This is a genomic window from Promicromonospora sp. CA-289599, assembly GCF_050936155.1.
Classification (GTDB): Bacteria; Actinomycetota; Actinomycetes; order Actinomycetales; family Cellulomonadaceae; genus Promicromonospora.
In genome coordinates, this window is record NZ_JBNJNI010000001.1 from 812,719 (window position 1) to 829,468 (window position 16,750).

The window sequence follows — 16,750 nt, forward strand, 5'->3', positions numbered from 1 at the left end:
CTGAATCCCAGCCCTCATCTGCCCCGGTGCCCGGCGCCGTGCTCCTGCGCCGCGCGGGCGATGTTGCGCTGCATGCCGCCGAACACGATGCCGTGGAACGGGCTGATGGCCCACCAGTACAGCTGCCCCGGAAGCCCCCGCGGCGAGAAGACGGCGCGCTGCCGGAACGTCGGCGGGTCGCCCGCCTCTCCCTCGACGGACAGCTCGAGCCAGGCGAGCCCCGGCAGGCGCATCTCGGCGCGCAGCCGCAGCAGCTCGCCCGGAACCACCTTCTCCACCCGCCACCAGTCGAGCGCGTCGCCGGGTGCGAGGTGCTGGGGGTGGCGGCGTCCGCGGCGCAGCCCCGGGCCGCCGAAGAGCCGGTCCAGCAGGCCGCGGGCCACCCAGCCCAGATGCCAGGAGTACCAGCCGTGCGCACCGCCGATGCCCTCGATCACCGTCCAGAGCGCCTCGCGCGTCGTGTCCACCTCGACGGACCGGTCGTCCACGAGCAGGCTTCCTCCTGCCCAGTCGGGGTCGTCGGGCAGCGGGTCGGACGGTGCGCCCGGGGTGGATGCCGATATCCAGCTCGTCCGCACGTCCAGGTCCCGGATGCGCGCCAGCGCGAGGCCGACGGCGCGGTCGAAGCCGGTAAGGCCCTCGGGCGGGTCGGGCACGTACTCCGCCATGTCGTGCTCGCGCGCCACGACCTCGTGCACCAGTGACCCCACGAGCGGGCGGGCGATCGCCGGCGGCACGGGCGTCACCAGACCGACCCACAGGCTGGCCAGGCGCGGGGTCAGGACCGGGACGGCGCGGATGATCCGGGGACGGAGTCCCGCGGCCGCCGCGTAGCGCTGCATCATCTCGCGGTAGGTCAGGACGTCCGGCCCGCCGACGTCGAACCCCCGGCTCACCTCGGGCGGGATGCTCGCCGCGCCCACGAGGTAGCGCAGCACGTCGCGCACCGCGATGGGCTGGATGCGGTTGTTGATCCAGCGCGGCGCGATCATCGCCGGCAGCCGCTCCGTGAGGTAGCGCATCATCTCGAAGGACGCGCTGCCCGACCCGAGGATCACCGCGGCCCGCAGCACGACCGTCGGCACACCGCTGTCGAGGAGGATCTCCTCGACCTCACGGCGGGACTCCAGGTGCGGCGAGAGCCGTTCGGCGTCGGGGTACAGGCCGCCGAGATAGACCACGCGCCGAACACCGGCCTCCCGGGCAGCTGCTGCGAAGCCGCGCGCGGTGCTGCGGTCACGCTCGGCGAACCCTGGCCCGGAGCCGAGCGCGTGGATCAGGTAGTAGGCCACGTCGACGCCCTCGAGGGCTCCGCGCAGGTCGGGCTGTTCCGTGGCGTCACCGGCGAACACCTCCACGTCGTCGGCCCAGTCACGGGACGAGATCCGTTCCGGATGCCGCGCCAGCACGCGCACGCGGTACCCGGCCGAGAGCAGCTCGGGCACCAGCCGCCCGCCGATGTAGCCGGTGGCACCCGTGACCAGGACCTGAGCGCCGTCGTCCATGGCACTACCGCCTTTCGCTCGACAACGTGAATCCTGGCAGATTACTAGATAGGCTAGCGATATTCAGGACGACCGACTCAAGGAGCGAGGACCGCATGCATCTCACCGACCGGATCCAGCAGATCGTCGTCACCGTCAGCTACGTGGCCTGCCTCGTCGGTTCCATGATCGGCGTCGGCGTCTTCGGGGGAACACAGATCGCCTCGGCGGCCGGTGGCGCGCTCGCCTCTGACGCCACCCTGCTCGCGCCCGCGTCCGCGGCCTTCTCGATCTGGACCGTCGTCTATGCGGGGCTTGCGGGGTACACGGTGCTGCAGTGGTTCCCCACGCAGGCGTCCGCGGACCGTCAGCGCCGCCTCCGCCTGCCGGTCGCAGGGACCATGCTGTTGAACGCGGCCTGGATCCTGGTGGTCCAGGCCGGCTGGATCTGGGTGAGTGTGGCCGTCATCGTGGTCCTGCTCGCGCTGCTCAGCCAAGTTCTCGTGATCCTGATGCGGTCCCGTGCGAGCGGGCCGCTGGAACGCCTGTTCGTCGACGGCGCACTCGGCATCTACCTCGGCTGGGTCTGCGTGGCCACTGCCGCCAACGTCGCAGCAGCCCTCACAAGCTCGGGATTCGACGGGGCGGGCATCGATCCGACCTGGTGGGCGGTCGCGGCCCTCGTGGCGGTCGGCGGTGTCGGGGTCGCCCTCGCCGTGCGCAGCAAGGGCCGCGTCGCCGTGGCAGCGGCCATCGCGTGGGGCCTCGCGTGGATCGCCGTGGCGCGGTGGGACGGCGCGCCACAGTCCGTGCCGACGGCCGTCGCGGCGGGCGCGGCCGCCGTCGTCGTCCTCGGGGTCGCGCTGAGCCTGCGCGTGCGCGCAGTGACCGGTGCGGCCTGATCTGAGCAGTCTGTTCGTACCGTCGACCTGCACCGACGGCACCGGCCGGCCAACGGCGGAACGCACCCCGACGCCGTCAGTCCCGCCGGTACATCACCATGCCGCCGTGATACAGCACACCGTCGCGGAAGTCGCCGTCCGCGCTGAACCCGGTGTCGTCCTTGTAGCGGATGTGGTCGCCCTCGATCCAGTACCGCCCCGTGTAGGCGCTCTCCCGCTCGCCGCGCGCCTCGTCGTACCGGCCGTCGGGCAACAGCCGCTGCCGCACGTGCCCGTCCGCTGTCACCCAGAGCCCGAGATAGTTCTCGTCGGTGGTCATACACGTCTCCGTTCCTGCCCTGCGGCGATCCGATGCCGGCGGTCTCGCCGGACGATCGCCAGGTTGCCCGGAGCGCTCGCAGGCAACCAGGCTGCGGTGTGCCGGGGTGTACGGCACCCAGGTTGTCCGGTCAGGGTTCGGTGAGGTGGACGGGCCCGGCGTCAGACACCGGTCCGCACCAGTCCAGAACCACTTCGTCAGTCGGCACCACTCCAGCGTGGCACGAGAAAACTGTGGACCGGTCACGTCGCCAGCGCCCAGCATTGCCGCCATGACATCCCCGACCACCAGCCGGGACCGGTTCCGAGCTCTCGCCGCCGAGACCATGGACGTCGTCCGAACCGGCAGCTACCGCGCGGGCGGGCGTCGCATCGAGATCGCGAAGCAGGTCGACGCTGCGACCGCTGGAACCCGGCTGATCCTGCCGGACGCACGGCTCCCGAGGGGTGCCACCCGGTCCGGTGCGACCACCGTCGAGGTGCGCGACGAGTCAAGCCTGGAAGCAGCGCGACGCCTCGGACCGGGCACCGCCTGCCTGGTCTTCGCGTCGGCGCGCAACCCAGGCGGCGGGTTCCTCAACGGAGCCCAGGCTCAGGAGGAGGCGATAGCGCGTAGCTCAGCGCTGTACGCGACCCAGACGGCCGCACCCGAGTTCTACGAGCATCACCGGCGAGAGTCGTCCCTGCTCTACAGCGACAGAATCATCGTCTCCCCGGGCGTTCCGGTGTTCCGGGACGACGACGGCGCCCTGCTCGCCGAGCCCCACCTGGTCACGTTCCTGACGGCGGCGGCCCCGAACCGCTCCGCGATCGAGCGCGGCCAGCCTGCCGCCGCGCGCGACGTGGCCGCCACGCTGGCTCATCGGGCGGCCCGGATACTCGACGTGGCTGCCGCCCAGGGCAGCCGGCGCCTCGTCCTCGGCGCGTGGGGCTGTGGAGTGTTCGGCAACGATCCGACCGAGGTCGCAACCGCGTTCGCCGAAGTTCTGTCCGGCCGTCCGAGGTTCGAGCACGTCACTTTCGCGATTCTCGACCCACGCCCCGGCCGCCCGGTGCTCACGGCTTTCGGGAGGCGCTTACGCCCGCTCACGACGGGCGTCTAGCGACTCAACGGCACAGGCCGTCGACCCAGGTACGCAGGTCAGGCAGCCCGCCACGCGCGAGGGTCATCGAGGGCTTACGAACGGTCGCTCGATCCGGCGCAGGCCCTGAAAGGAACGATGACGCGGGACACCGGTCAACGATGTCCCGCGTCATCACAGGTGGGCCCAGAGGGACCCGAACCCCCGACATCCACGGTGTAAGACCGTGGAAGTTGCCCTGACCTGCACTGACGCCTCCTGGAGATGCGCTCGTGGGCATCCCACGGGCATCGGAGATTCGTGTGCTGGCTCATGGGTTCAGGGTCCCAAGCACGTGCGGCACCTGCCAGCGTCGCATCCCGGTCAGCGACAGAACGGGCTGTTCACGGATCCGGGCCTGAGGCTAGCTCGCGCTCGTGGAAGCACGGGTGATTCGCGAGATAGTGCAGGTGCCGGTAGCTCAGCGAGCCACGGTTCTGGCGGAGGGGCTTGAGCTGCTGGTCGAGCATGTGGCCGAGCTGCAGCACGATAGTCAACTCTTGCGTGAATCTGGGAGTCATCTCGCACATGGTGGTGTCAGCGCCTGCGTCTGCCGCGGTCAATCGTCCCGTTGGCTCGCGCGAGCGCCACGCAGGGCCTGTCGAAAACCTTGGGTTCGCTCTACGGTGGAGGAGAGAGCCATGGAGCGGCTCCAGGTTCACGAAGTACCTGGAAGGTTCATGATGTCCGCCGACAGCCAGTTCAGGACCAGCGAAGGCAGTGCGAGCGACGAAGAGGCGCCTCGTCATCGTCGGTGTGAGCACCCGACCGAGCACGCCCTGGTCGGTGCGACGATGATCGAGCGCGCCAAGACCGTGATCGTCGTGGCCCGGCGCGTCGATGACGACCACGCCGCCCAGATGCTGTCCGATGCAGCGGTCGAGGCAGGCGTGCCCGTGCCGGTGGTAGCTGACCAGGTGATGACTGTGTTGCAGTCCGCAGCGGAGACCATCACACAGAGCACTCTGACGCGTGCGCTGGGCGTGGTCAGTCCGGTGGACCGACAGGAGGGCGACACCTGATCACCTCCCGTCAGCGCTGCAGCGGGAGCGATCGGTCTGTCCCTGCGAAACGCGACTCGTGGGTTCACTCGTCGTGACGCTGTTCACGTAGCAGGCGGTGCGCCTGCCCACCGTCGCTTTCCCGCTCGAGTGCTTGCAAAGCCTTCTGCACCTTCTCCTCGGGCTGACGTGGCGGCAGGAGCGGGGTGTCACGGTCGACCATTGCCTCGACGACGACCGGCCGGTCCGCGGCCCATGCCTCGCTCCATGCCTGGCGGATCTGCCCGGGTTCCTCGACACGTATCCCTCGCAGACCGAGCAGCTCCGCGTAGGCGGCGTACGGGAAGGCTGGCACCGCCTGCGAGGTGGGGAACCGTGGTTCGCCCTCCATTTCCCGCTGTTCCCAGCTCACCTCAGCCAGGTCACGGTTGTTCAGGACGAGGACGACGAAGCGGGGGTCGGCCCAGTCCCGCCAGCGATCGGCAAGCGTGATGAGCTCGGCGTTACCGTTCATCTGCATCGCACCGTCTCCTGCGAGAGCCACGACAGGACGGCCGGGATGCAGCAGCTTGGCAGCGATCCCGTAGGGCATGGCGGAACCCATCGAAGCCAGTGTGCTCGACAGGTGTGCCGGGGCGCCCGACGGCAACTGGAGGAACCGTGCGTACCAGTAGGTCACCGACCCCACGTCCACAGCGACCTGCACGTCTTGCGGAAGGTGCGCAGACAGCTCGTGCACGACGAGCTGCGGGTTGAGCTGCTCTGATCGCTGAGCGACCCGCTCCTCGACGGTCTCACGCCAGGTGGTGACAGCCCGCTCGACCTCCGGCCTCCACCCGGGGCGCGCAGGAAGCAGGTTGGCGAGCGCGCCGAGCGTCGAAGCGGCATCACCCACAAGGGCTGTCTCGACGGGATACTTGGTGCCGATGTTGCGGCCGGTGATGTCGATCTGCACTGCCCTGGCCTGCCCCGGCTCGGGGTAGAACTCCGTCCAGGGATCGTTGCTGCCCACGATGAGCAGAGTGTCGCAGCCGGCCATGAGATCAGCCGAGGCTGTGGTGCCCAGGTGCCCCATGACGCCGCAGTGGTACGGCAGCGACTCGTCCAGCAGTGGCTTGCCGAGCAGCGAGGTCGTCAGGCCGGCTCCCAGCCGCTCGACGACGTCGCGGATCTGCTGTTCGGCACCCGCCGCACCCTGGCCGACCAGCACGGCGACCCGCTCCCCCGCCCCGAGCAGATCGGCCGCTGCCTGCAGCTGTGCTTCGTCGGGCACCGTTCGGGCACTCGCGAATGCTGTCGACGACTGCACGATCCCGTGCGCGTGCTCGTCCTGCGAGGGCAGCTCGGCCTGCTGCACGTCGTGCGGAACGATGACGCACACGGGGCTCGACGTGGCCAGCGCGGTGCGGAACGCGTTGTCCAGCACGTGCGGCAGCTGCTGCGGAGACGAGGCCACCTGGACGTACTGCGCGCAGACGTCCTTCAAGAGCGTGTGCAGATCGACCTCCTGGAGGTAGCCGGAACCGAGCGCGCTGCTCACCACCTGCCCCACGATCGCTACCACTGGGCGACGGTCCAGCTTCGCGTCATAGAGCCCGTTGAGCAGGTGGACAGCCCCCGGTCCCTGGGTGGCAAGACACACTCCGACACCGCCCCCGTACTTGGCGTGCCCGGTCGCCATGAAGGCGGCCATCTCCTCGTGACGCGCCGTGACAAGCTCGATGCGGTCCTGCTGCCGGTGCAGTGCCGCCAGGAAGGGGTCGATGCCGTCTCCTGCGTACCCGAAGACGCGCTCGACGTCCCAGTCGATCAGCCTGCCGACGATACCGTCGGCCACCGTGGTGGTACTCATATGTCCTCCTCTGCATTGGCGTGACCTCGCGGTTGTTCGAGGCCGGAGCGGCTGCGGGGCAACGGCTCTCAGAGTGCTGGGTCGTAACGCGTGTAGCCCTCGCGGAGCACGACCACGGCCTGGAGTGCTGGGTCGGCATCTTCCTGCGGCATCGGCACCCGTGCGACGTCCGACCAGTGCACGAGGAACGTGCCCCGGTGCCAGCGCCGCAGCAGCGGAGCGACGGGCCACGGGTGCCGCACGCGGGAGCGCTCGAACCCGAGGAACGACGTCCTGGTGCGCGGGGACACCACGAGTCCGTGCAGACGCGGACGGGCCAGGGCGCCGTCCGGTGGCTGGTCGAGCACGAGCCGCAGATCGACTACCCAGCCCAGAGGCTTGCGGGTGCCGTCGAGCACCTGGACGTCCAGCAGGTCCGATGCGATCACCGTGGCCTCCTCATCCCGCACTCTCCGGGTCGTGGAGGCCGCCGGGAACGCGCGCGATGATGTGGTCACGCGTCCAGCGTTCGAGCCACGTCGCGTCGAGTCCTTCTCCGCGTACCGCAAGGTGCACGGCTGTGCCGATGTCCAGCACGTCCCGCCACGGCAGGCGGTGCCAGCGCGAGAAGGGTGGCCGTCCGCCGAACACCCGGGTGCCGAGCACGGGCCCGGTGAGCAGCGCGGTGACGACCACCCTGGAGCTCCCGTCCACGGCCGGGTCTGCGGCCGGGTCGGCGACGGCTTCGAGCTCGAGGTCGTCGAGCGTGCAGACCGGGACGTCGTCGAGATCGAGCACCTGCCGGTCCAGCAGATGCAGGCGTGCATCCAGGATCCGTCCCGGCTGCTGCGGCTCAGGGGCCAGCGGACTCATGTCGGGAGCGACTCGTCTGCGCCTCATCCTCCTGCCTCCGTAACGATCATCAGGGGTATCGCTGCCAGTGCGGCAACGACGAGGATCACCAGGTACACCCCGCCCAACAGGTTCATGACTCGTCCGTTCACGTGCTCACCCATGTACTCCGGGTCGTTCGCCACGACCAGGATCGGCAGGTACGTCAGGGGTAGCGCCAGAGCCGAGAAGACCACCGAGTACTCGGTGAGGGCGATCGGGTCGACGTTGGTCATCAGCACTCCGACGGCGACCACGAGCGCGAGGATCATCGTCAGGTGGAAACGGGCGGCTCGCGCCGGGCGCCGGAACTTGCCCCATGACCAGCCGAAGTACTGCGAGAGCGTGTAGCCCGTGGCCAGTGCCGTCTCCAGGGCGGCGCCGGACGTCGCCGCCACCAGGCCGACGATGACCACGGCGACCAGGAGTGTCCCGCCTGCCTCGGCCACCGGCAGGGTGAGCTGAGACATCGAGTCCACCTGGATGCCCGCGGGCAGCAGCACGATCGCGGCGCACGCCGCGATGGAGACCGACAACAGACCGCCCAGTGGAAACCCGATCAGCACGTTCAGACGGGAGGTGGCCAGGTCCTTCACGGTCCACCGGTCCTCGACACCGCCCGAGGAGAAGAAGAAGACCTCGTAGGGCGTCATCGCAGCGCCGAACAACGCCACGGCGAAGTACCAGTAGACAGCAGGGCCCTCTGCAGCCGGAGCACCACCGACCAGCTGGGCGGTCAGCTCGCCCCAGTCCGGGCCGAGCAGGAACACCGCCACCGCGAAGCCGACGAGCGTCAGACCCAGCAGGCCGGTGGCGTTCTCCATGACGCTGAACTTCACACGCCAGAGCACGAGCCAGAGCGCGAGCGCCGCCACCGGCACCCAGAGCCGGTGGTCGACGCTGCTCGCGAGCTGCAACGCGAGGGCGATCCCGCCGACCTCGGCCACCAGGGTCAGCACGGTGACGGCAAGGCTCGCGGCCAGGTTCAGGCCGGCGGTCCGCGGCCCGAGCCGCTCCCGGATGACCTCGAAGGTCGCCCGGCCCGAGACTGCGGCCACCTTTCCGGACATGTGCGCGAACACGCAGATGCCCAGCACGCCCACCGGCACCACCCACGCGAGCGACAGCCCGAACCGGGAGCCCACCACGGCGTTGGTCACCAGGTCGCCGGCGTCCAGGAAACCGCCGATCGCGGTGAGCACCCCGAGGGCGACGGCTAGCAGACGGCGGTTCATGGTGTCACCGCTGCCGACCGGGCGCGTTCGACCGCAGTTTTCGCCCTGTCGAGGGCGTTACCGGCATCGTCGAGCGCTCGGAGCACGTCCTGGGCCGCTGACGGGGGCCTGCCCAGCCAGGTGCGGGCCGCTGTCACCGGACCGACCGCTCCCGACGCCGCGTCGAGTGCCTCGTCGCGCACGCGGTCGGCGTCCGCGTCGGAAAGAACAAGGGTCCCGATGCCGTGCACCGCGCCTGTCGCCGTCTCCGCAGCGTCGGCGATCGACACGTCCGCGGTCACGCCCGGCAGCCGACCCGAGGCGCGGGCCTGGACGGCCAGCCGCGCCGTCGCTACGGCCGAGCTCGACTCGTCGAGGTGGTCGCAGACGCTGCCCAGCGCATTCACGTCGTCCGACCGGGCGGCTGCCGGCGCGCAGGCCACGAGGAGACTGGTCGCTACCAGGGCGAGTGCCACGGTGACCAGCCCCCGGGCTGGCCCGCGAAGCGCGCGGTCGGGCACCATGCTGCTCATGCGGCGAGCCGAGATCGTAGGCCCAGGTGGTCCATCGTGGCCGGGAGCGGGTCACGTGCCAGGTACCGACCGCGCGCGACCCGCAGGTCCTGCGTCGCAAGCCGACTGAGCAGCTGCGAGGCCACCAGCAGAACGAGGTAGCGCCCCGGGCAGGAGACCGGCCCGGCACTGACGGTTACCAGCCTCCAGTCGCTGGGTTCCGTGGAGTCACGGAGCACCGCGAAGGTCGTCGGCCGGTCGGTCTGGCGCTGCTCGGCCCACGCGGTGGCGCGCGGACGGCGGATGACGGCGCCCTGGATGACCAGCGGAGCGAGCACCGTGGAATCGACCCGCACGGTCTCGGCCGACGTCGGGTCGACAGGCGTCGATGCCGTGGACGTTCTCATCGTCGCCCCCGTTCAGCGCTTCGGTTCCACCCTGGAGGTCTCCGCGAGGGCCGTCTTCGGTGCGGGGGTCATCACGTCGTCTGCAGTGTGCTGAACCATGTCGTTCCCCTCTCCACAGGTCGGCGGCGGTCTGTATCGCCGACATCTTCACCGTCCCCTACGCACCCCGCACTCGCACACGGGGTGCACCACACAGTCAGGTGCCGTCCGCTCCCGGAGCGAAGACCTGCGTGTAAAGCGACGCGGCCTGGTCCACGACGGACGTGCCGATCGAGGCGACCGGCGTGATCGAGACCAGCAGCGGTTCGCAGTCCGGGCCACGGGCGGAGATCTCGCCGGTCAGCAGCCAAGGAAACCTGTCCCCTACCATCAGGTGGGCGTACTGGTTCAGCTGCCGAGACACCCAGTGCTCGACCGGACGGTCCCACCACGGCTCCGGCGTCATCGGGTTGGCACTCAGCCCCGGCATCAGGCATCCGCTCTCGTGGTCCCGGCTGACCACTGCGCGATCGGCCTCCGGACCTGCGCTGAAGCGCACGTACAGGGGTGCGAGGAGCTGGACGAGGTCAACGACCTCGGAGAGCGACTCGAGGCGAGGCATCGTAGGCGTCATGAGGGCCTCCACATGACGTACGGTCGCTGTGTCAGCGCGGCGGTGCCACGCCACAGCGCGACGACGACTGCGCCTGCGACGAAGTGGTCGTGCCCCGAGGAGCGAGCGTCCGCACGCACGGCATCGCCCAACTCGTCGACGGACCCCTCGCACCGCTCCGTCGCCTCGGCAAAGGCGTGGTCATCGGGGTCGGGCCGCAGCGCGTTGGCGTAGGCGCGCAACGCCGTGGCCAGCTCGGGCCGCAGACCTGGCCCGAGTGCCATGTTCTCGCGGTCCCGACGTTCCCATTCTGCGAGGATTCGTACGAGGTCGTTGACCACCTCGGCCGCTGCTGCGAGCGCCTGCGCGCGTTGCACCTGTGCAGTCGCCCACTTGCCGTAGCGCCGCGCTTTCCGGTTGATCCTCGTCGCCTCGCGCGTCGATGAGGCGACCTGCCGTGCATGATCGATCGTCGACGTCACCTGACGCCGCCGGTCCTCCCACTCCTCGGCATCGAGCGGTCCTTCCTTCTGCAGTCGTTCGGCCAGTACATCGACCTGGTCGACCAGCACATCGCGCAAGCGGTCCAGCGCCAGTCTCGACGGGGTGAGCGGTAGGGGTGGCAGCAGGATGTTGATCGTCACTGCGACCGTCGCCCCCACGACGACGAGCCCGGAGAACACACCCACATACTCGACACCGCCGAGGATGAGGACGAACAGCCCCGAGGTCGCGACCCAGTTGCCCATCGTCCCGAAGACACGCCACCCCGCACACAGCAGGGCGACCGCCACCACGAGTGCAACGGAGAGCACACTCGAGGCCAGCACGGCGTCCACCCCGCGGGCGATGGCAGCGCCCATCAGGACTGCACCAACGGCCTGTGCGGACACGCGCACGGAACTGACCGCTGTACTCGACATCGCGACCACCGCGCCAAGGGGGGCGTAGTACGGGTACTCGGAGAACGGCGCGGGGGCGAACAGCCCGATGACCCAGGCGATCGCCGCGGCTGACGCACCCTTTGCCGCGAGCGCCCAGCGGGGGTGGCGAACCCACTGTCCGTGCAACTGCTCGACGGCGCGCCGACCGGGCCACGTGCGATGTCTACTCTGCGCTGGACCATCTCGTCCGTCGCGCATGTTTGCCTCAGCTCCGGCCGGTGCGCCGCCGTCGCGTCAGGAGGGCGTCGTGGCTTCGGGGACGCGCCGTGGGCCGAACGGCGTCGAGCGCACGGGTGAGTGCTTCGTCCGTGATGCCGGCCTGCTGCTGGGCGCGCAGCGTGGCCATCACCTGCTCTGCCGTCGACTGCAACGAGACACCCGCGGTTGCCGCGACGTCGCTCAGTGCCTGTTGTGCGGCGTTCTCGTCGATGCCGCGCACCACGCCGATTATCCCCTTGGCCTGCTCGATCACGGCCTGGCTGACGAAGGCGCGACTGATCTGGGCGCTCGACCGGCGGTTCAGGGCTTCCTTCTGGGCCGGCGTCACGTCCAGCACGTAGCCGGCGACTTCCGGAGTCTCTCCACGGGAGTCTCGCCGACCCTGGCCTGTGACGATGATCGAACGGGCACGCCCCTTCTTGTCCACGATGCGGTGCGCGCAGGCGAACGGCCGGCCCGCCTGCAGCGCTTCGCCTGCGGTTCGTAGGATGCGGGCCCGGTCATCGGGGTGCTTGCGGGAGCGGAGCGCGTCCAGGCCCGGTTCTACCTCGTGCCGCTTCCACCCGTGCATGGTGTACACCTCGTCGGACCACCACCACTGGCCGGAGGCGAGATCGACGCGGTAGCGACCGACCAGGAGACTGGTACCGAGGCCGAGCGCCGACGCAAGCTCAGCAGCCGAGAACGGCAGTGGCGAGGCGGTTTCTCCTCCGGAGCCTTCGACGAGGGCGAGATTGGGCTTGGACATGCAGACCTCCCAGATCCAGAACCGGACCTGGAGCCGCTTCATGACTCCACGGCTCAAGCCTAGGGCGGAACCGCGGTCTCCGACAGTGGGCCGCCCGGTGGCCACTCGTGCGCTGCGAGCACCATCGACTCATGTCAGCCTCGACTGGGCTGCCCGCGGAACCAAGCACTGCTGGATCAACCACGGCACTGGAGGCGCACCATGAGCGAGATCTCCGACGACACCACGAAGAGCTCGGGCGGTATCGAAGTGCGGGGGGTCATCGCTTCTGGGCCGCTGCGCGCCGACGTGGTGGTGGTCGGCGCGGGGCTCACCGGGGTGGTGACCGCACAGTTGCTCGCTGACGGCGGTGCCCATGTCGTGGTGCTCGACACCGGCCCCGCCCGGGACACCACGACCGCGCGGTCAACAGGCAAGCTCTCTGTGCTGCAGGGCACTCAGCTCGCCCGCATCGCCCGACACGGCGACGAGGCCCTGGGGGCATACCTCGCAGCCAACTTCGCGGGAATCGGCTGGTTGCGCCGCGCCCTCGAGGAACTCAACGTGCCGGTGGACAACCGGGACGACCTGACTGTCGCGACCACTCCCGAGCAGACTGCGGACGTCGACGCCGTGCTCGAGGCAGCCGCACGACAAGGGCTCGCCGCCCAGCGGGACGAGAGTCCCCCGTTTCCGGCCCGCACCTTCGGCGCGGTGCGTCTGCCGGGTCAGGGGCAGGTCGACCCGCTGCGCATGCTCTCCGCGCTGCGTTCCCGTCTGCGCGCCAGCGGGGTCACGGTGTACGACGGCGTGCGGCTCCGGCAGGTGCGACGGCGCAGGTCCGGGGTGGCCCTGCGCACGACGGGCGGGACCGTGCTCGCCGAACGCGTGGTGCTGGCCACAGGCGTCCCACCCGGCCGGCTCGGTGGGCTCTTTCTCCGCCTCGAGGCAGGCCGTAGTCTGCTCACCACCTGGGACGCCCCTGGTCCCGGCATCCTGCCGACCGGCTTCGCTGAGACCATGTCGATCACGGCGGGTTCGCCAGTCCGCTCGCTGCGGATGGCCGGCGACCTGGTCATGGTGGGTGGAGAGGGCTACACCGTCGGTCGGGAACCTGATCCGGCCGGGCGGTTGGCGGCGCTCGAGGAGTGGAGCCGGACCTACCTGTCCGTCGGTACCGTGCGGCACGCCTGGGCGGCCCAGGACTACAGCAGCGACACCGGGGTGCCGTTCGTCGGGCCGGCCGTTCCCGGCGACGAGCGGGTGCTCGTCGCCACCGGCTATGGCAAGTGGGGACTCACCAACGGCGCGGCCGCGGGCCTGTCGCTCGCCGGCCGGATTCTCGGCGACACCCCGGAGTGGGGCGCAGCGCTCGAGCCGTGGGCTCGCCCGCCCGAGCCGTCCGGCCGTAGCGCGGCCACGTTCGGAGAACAGAGCAAAGGCTGGGCCTGCGCCGCCTTGCGCCCAACAGGCCAGCGCCCCGGGGTCAAGCGAGTCTCCCGGACCTGCCCCCACCTCGGAGGCGTCGTGCACTGGAACGAACAGGAGGAATCCTGGGACTGCCCGGTCCACGGTTCGCGCTTCGCGCCGGACGGCGCGCTGCTCGAAGGCCCCGCAACCGAAGATCTGTCTCCGCGCTGACCTGCACATGCGCGAGGGAGCATGCCGCAGCCCACAAGAGCTCTCGCACCTACTCGAGGACCGATCGACGGCACCTGCGTCATTCTCGGTGCGGTGGGACAGGACTGACGAGCAGTGCTGACGCGACCGCGTACAGGTTGTGCGCCATGAGCCGCCCGGTGCTGTGCGCCCACTCGTGCCCGTGCTCGGTCTGGGGATACTCGTCGCCGGGACCAGGCCCCTGGTTCCAGTACGTCCACGCCTGGCCTGGGATCGTGTACCCGATATCGCCGAGGGCTCCGCTGATCTCGGAGATCACGTGGTGCGCCCCGTCCTCGTTGCCGGTCACCACGACCCCCGCCACCCGGTTGTATGCGACCGGTGTGTCATCTGACGAGGTCTCCGAGAGCATCGCGTCCATGCGCTCGAGCATGCGCTGCGCGATCGATGAGGGCCGGCCGAGCCAGGTCGGGCTGGCCACGACCAGGATCTGAGCGTCCAGGAGTCGCTCGTGCACCGTCGGCCAGGCATCGTCCCCGCCTAGGTCGGTGACGACCCCCGGCGGGACGTCGAGGTCTGCGAGCCGAACGTGGTCCACGACCACGCCCCGCTCCTCGAGCGCCTCGGCGACGACGGCGGCCAGCGCCTCCGTATTCGACGACTCAGGCGACGGCTTGAGTGTGCAGTTGATGAACAGGGCCTTCATGGGGCACCTCGCAGGTCTGACGGGCGGCCGCTTCCTGACCGCAATCACCGTAACCTGGCCGTGCTGCACTCACGAGCGGTCCACCGAGCTGAACGGCTGCCCCGTCTCCGCCGCACGTCGCAGCACACCGTCCACACGCGCCCGGTCATCAGGATGCTTGTGCGACAACTTCAACGACGTCGTCGGCACCACGTCACCCGGCTCGAAGCCATACGCCACGTACGCATCGTCCGACCACGCCCGCTCACCCGTCGACAGATCGAGCAGGTACCGCCTGACCGGCCACCGTGCGCCCCCGGCGAGTGCCCCCGCCGATACGCAACGCCGCGATGTGGCACGAGCCAGGCACGACGTGCGGGGCGCCACCACGGTTGAGGTCAGAAAACCGATGAGTTAACGTCAAAATCCAGAGCGCAATCGATGATGGAGCGAGGTGGAACGACCAATGGTGGAAGCGAACGAGCCCGCAATGCTGGTGAAGCTCAGTGAAGTTGGCGAAACGGTGGCGAGCACGGATGAGGACATCAGGGGCTACCACGTCAAGGATCGGAACGGCGAAGACCTCGGCACGGTCGATGACCTGCTCATCGACCAGGACGCGAGGAAGGTCCGGTTCCTGGTGATCGCCTCGGGTGGGTTCCTCGGCATGGGGAAGGACAAATCGTTCCTCCCCGTCGATGCGATCACCGGAATCGACAACGACGAAGTGCGCACGGACCAGACCCGCGAACACGTGGCCGGTGCACCCACGTACGACCCTGACCTGGTCGACGACAACAGCTACTACAGCGACGTCTACGGGTACTACGGATTCGGACCCTTCTGGGCATACGGATACTCCTACCCTCCATACCCGTACTATCGCTGAGCCCGCTCCGGCTTGAGAACAGTCGCCCATGCAAGTAGGGCAATCATGGGCGCGATCGAACAGGCACGTGAAGGTGATCGGGCGGGTCGGATTCCTGCCCTGGGACGGCCTGCGAGTGATCGGCGCCGTCGAGGCCGTGCAGCGTGAGCTGAGCCAGGCCGCCCTCCTTCTGCGCTACCGCACGCATGCCGACGACCGGGTGGACGGCCTCCCCGGCAGCGAGGCGACGTTCCTGGTCCGGATTCACGGAACGGGACGTGGAGGCCGGCGTCGTCCAACGCGCCGCATCGCCGTCCACCACGCAAGAGGAGGTCACCTGATGCGCGCCCTGACCCTGATACCACAACAGCCCGGCTCTCTCGCCGTCACCGACATCGAAGAGCCGGTCCCCCGCGACGGCGAGCTCCTGGTGGACGGTCTCGCCGTCGGCGTGTGCGGCACGGACCGTGAGATCGTCGCCGGCGAGTACGGCTGGGCACCGCCCGGACGAGAGCGGCTGGTGCTCGGGCACGAGTCCCTCGGCCGGGTGCGCACGGCGCCCGACAGCTCCGGATTCGCGCCCGGCGACCTGGTGGTGGGCGTCGTCCGCCGCCCGGACCCGGAACCGTGCGGGGCGTGCGCCCACGGCCAGTTCGACATGTGCCGCAACGGTGAGTACACGGAGCGGGGCATCAAGGCGATCGACGGGTTCGCCTCGCAGCGGTGGACGATCGAGGCCGACTACGCCGTCCGCCTCGACCCTTCGCTCGAGAAGGTCGGCGTGCTGCTCGAGCCGACCTCGGTGGTCGCCAAGGCGTGGGAGCAGATCGACCTGGTCGGCGGCCGTGCCTGGTTCGAGCCGAAGGTCGTCCTGGTGACCGGCGCGGGCCCGATCGGCCTGCTGGCCGCGCTGATCGGCGTGCAGCGGGGCCTGGAGGTACACGTGCTGGACCGCGTAGCCGACGGCCCGAAGCCACAGCTGGTCCGGGATCTCGGGGCCGAGTACCACACCGAACCAGTCACGGACGTGGCCGCCGCCGTGCAGCCGGGCGTGGTGATCGAGGCGACCGGCGCGAGCCCGGTAGTGCTCGACGCCCTGTCCGCGACCAAGAGCTACGGCGTCACCTGCCTCACCGGTGTCACGACCGCGGGGCGGCACTTCACGATCGACGCCGGCGCGCTCAACCGGGAGATCGTGCTGGAGAACGACGCCGTGATCGGATCGGTGAACGCCAACCTGACGCACTACCGGTCCGCCGCGGAGGTCCTGGCCCGGGCCGACGCCGAGTGGCTCGACCGCATCGTGACCCGCCGGGTGCCGCTCGAGGACGCCGTGGAGGCGTTCTCGAGCGACCCCGGCGGCATCAAGACCGTACTGGAGCTATAAGCGTCAACCACACCGGCCCCGGGGGCA

The 16,750-nt window shown here is 69.7% G+C and carries 20 protein-coding genes; 6 read left to right on the top strand and 14 right to left on the bottom strand.

What is annotated here, in order from left to right:
- Positions 1–14: 14 nt before the first annotated feature.
- On the bottom strand, positions 15–1,505 hold the full coding sequence (locus ACQEVI_RS03495; RefSeq protein ID WP_432894738.1) for an SDR family oxidoreductase: 1,491 nt from the start codon (positions 1,503–1,505) through the stop codon (positions 15–17).
- A gap of 95 nt (positions 1,506–1,600) precedes the next feature.
- On the opposite strand from ACQEVI_RS03495, the gene ACQEVI_RS03500 reads away from it, so the two are divergent.
- Positions 1,601–2,386, top strand: coding sequence for a tryptophan-rich sensory protein (locus ACQEVI_RS03500; RefSeq protein WP_432894740.1), 786 nt, complete (start codon positions 1,601–1,603; stop codon positions 2,384–2,386).
- 76 nt (positions 2,387–2,462) lie between these two features.
- Here the strand turns inward: ACQEVI_RS03500 and ACQEVI_RS03505 are convergent, their stop codons facing one another.
- Positions 2,463–2,705 (bottom strand): Atu4866 domain-containing protein, encoded by a 243-nt coding sequence (locus ACQEVI_RS03505; RefSeq protein ID WP_432894742.1) that lies wholly within the window; start codon positions 2,703–2,705, stop codon positions 2,463–2,465.
- Positions 2,706–2,976: 271 nt separating this feature from the next.
- Here ACQEVI_RS03505 and ACQEVI_RS03510 point away from each other — a divergent pair, with 271 nt between their 5' ends.
- Positions 2,977–3,807, top strand: a complete 831-nt coding sequence (locus tag ACQEVI_RS03510; protein WP_432894744.1) for a TIGR02452 family protein — start codon at positions 2,977–2,979, stop codon at positions 3,805–3,807.
- A gap of 362 nt (positions 3,808–4,169) precedes the next feature.
- On the opposite strand, the gene ACQEVI_RS03515 is transcribed toward ACQEVI_RS03510, so the two are convergent.
- Positions 4,170–4,346, bottom strand: coding sequence for a hypothetical protein (locus ACQEVI_RS03515; protein ID WP_432894746.1), 177 nt, complete (start codon positions 4,344–4,346; stop codon positions 4,170–4,172).
- A 120-nt stretch (positions 4,347–4,466) separates the two neighbouring features.
- Here ACQEVI_RS03515 and ACQEVI_RS03520 point away from each other — a divergent pair, with 120 nt between their 5' ends.
- Complete coding sequence (locus tag ACQEVI_RS03520) at positions 4,467–4,847, top strand: hypothetical protein (protein WP_432894749.1); 381 nt, start codon at positions 4,467–4,469, stop codon at positions 4,845–4,847.
- A gap of 64 nt (positions 4,848–4,911) precedes the next feature.
- On the opposite strand, the gene ACQEVI_RS03525 is transcribed toward ACQEVI_RS03520, so the two are convergent.
- From ACQEVI_RS03525 to ACQEVI_RS03565, 9 genes are all read right to left on the bottom strand, one after another.
- Positions 4,912–6,678, bottom strand: a complete 1,767-nt coding sequence (locus ACQEVI_RS03525; protein ID WP_432894751.1) for a thiamine pyrophosphate-requiring protein — start codon at positions 6,676–6,678, stop codon at positions 4,912–4,914.
- Between the two features lie 68 nt (positions 6,679–6,746).
- Positions 6,747–7,106 (bottom strand): PRC-barrel domain-containing protein, encoded by a 360-nt coding sequence (locus ACQEVI_RS03530; protein WP_432894753.1) that lies wholly within the window; start codon positions 7,104–7,106, stop codon positions 6,747–6,749.
- A gap of 10 nt (positions 7,107–7,116) precedes the next feature.
- Positions 7,117–7,557: a hypothetical protein gene (locus tag ACQEVI_RS03535; protein WP_432894755.1), complete on the bottom strand. Its 441-nt coding sequence runs from the start codon at positions 7,555–7,557 to the stop codon at positions 7,117–7,119.
- Positions 7,554–8,783, bottom strand: a complete 1,230-nt coding sequence (locus tag ACQEVI_RS03540) for an NRAMP family divalent metal transporter (RefSeq protein WP_432894757.1) — start codon at positions 8,781–8,783, stop codon at positions 7,554–7,556. The genes ACQEVI_RS03535 and ACQEVI_RS03540 overlap by 4 nt, the downstream gene beginning before the upstream one ends.
- Entirely contained in the window at positions 8,780–9,295 is a 516-nt protein-coding gene (locus tag ACQEVI_RS03545) for a hypothetical protein (protein ID WP_432894759.1), read from the bottom strand. Before ACQEVI_RS03545 ends, ACQEVI_RS03540 begins: the two co-directional genes overlap by 4 nt.
- Positions 9,292–9,681: a hypothetical protein gene (locus ACQEVI_RS03550; RefSeq protein ID WP_432894761.1), complete on the bottom strand. Its 390-nt coding sequence runs from the start codon at positions 9,679–9,681 to the stop codon at positions 9,292–9,294. The genes ACQEVI_RS03545 and ACQEVI_RS03550 overlap by 4 nt, the downstream gene beginning before the upstream one ends.
- A 196-nt stretch (positions 9,682–9,877) precedes the next feature.
- Positions 9,878–10,294, bottom strand: coding sequence for a DUF6098 family protein (locus ACQEVI_RS03555; protein WP_432894763.1), 417 nt, complete (start codon positions 10,292–10,294; stop codon positions 9,878–9,880).
- Positions 10,291–11,415, bottom strand: coding sequence for a hypothetical protein (locus ACQEVI_RS03560; RefSeq protein ID WP_432894764.1), 1,125 nt, complete (start codon positions 11,413–11,415; stop codon positions 10,291–10,293). Before ACQEVI_RS03560 ends, ACQEVI_RS03555 begins: the two co-directional genes overlap by 4 nt.
- 7 nt (positions 11,416–11,422) lie before the next feature.
- Positions 11,423–12,226, bottom strand: coding sequence for a PAS and ANTAR domain-containing protein (locus ACQEVI_RS03565; protein ID WP_432894766.1), 804 nt, complete (start codon positions 12,224–12,226; stop codon positions 11,423–11,425).
- 159 nt (positions 12,227–12,385) lie between these two features.
- Between ACQEVI_RS03565 and ACQEVI_RS03570 the strand changes: the two genes are divergently transcribed.
- The gene (locus tag ACQEVI_RS03570; RefSeq protein ID WP_432894768.1) at positions 12,386–13,804 is read left to right on the top strand and encodes an FAD-dependent oxidoreductase; all 1,419 of its coding nucleotides are present in this window, start codon (positions 12,386–12,388) and stop codon (positions 13,802–13,804) included.
- A gap of 79 nt (positions 13,805–13,883) precedes the next feature.
- Here the strand turns inward: ACQEVI_RS03570 and ACQEVI_RS03575 are convergent, their stop codons facing one another.
- Together ACQEVI_RS03575 and ACQEVI_RS03580 are read right to left on the bottom strand one after the other, a co-directional pair.
- Complete coding sequence (locus ACQEVI_RS03575; RefSeq protein ID WP_432894770.1) at positions 13,884–14,489, bottom strand: flavodoxin family protein; 606 nt, start codon at positions 14,487–14,489, stop codon at positions 13,884–13,886.
- A 69-nt stretch (positions 14,490–14,558) separates the two neighbouring features.
- Positions 14,559–14,708: a hypothetical protein gene (locus ACQEVI_RS03580; protein WP_432894772.1), complete on the bottom strand. Its 150-nt coding sequence runs from the start codon at positions 14,706–14,708 to the stop codon at positions 14,559–14,561.
- 226 nt (positions 14,709–14,934) lie between these two features.
- Between ACQEVI_RS03580 and ACQEVI_RS03585 the strand changes: the two genes are divergently transcribed.
- Both ACQEVI_RS03585 and ACQEVI_RS03590 read left to right on the top strand, forming a co-directional pair.
- Complete coding sequence (locus tag ACQEVI_RS03585) at positions 14,935–15,357, top strand: PRC-barrel domain-containing protein (RefSeq protein ID WP_432894774.1); 423 nt, start codon at positions 14,935–14,937, stop codon at positions 15,355–15,357.
- Between the two features lie 67 nt (positions 15,358–15,424).
- Positions 15,425–16,723 (top strand): alcohol dehydrogenase catalytic domain-containing protein, encoded by a 1,299-nt coding sequence (locus tag ACQEVI_RS03590; protein ID WP_432894776.1) that lies wholly within the window; start codon positions 15,425–15,427, stop codon positions 16,721–16,723.
- The last annotated feature ends 27 nt before the right edge of the window (positions 16,724–16,750 follow it).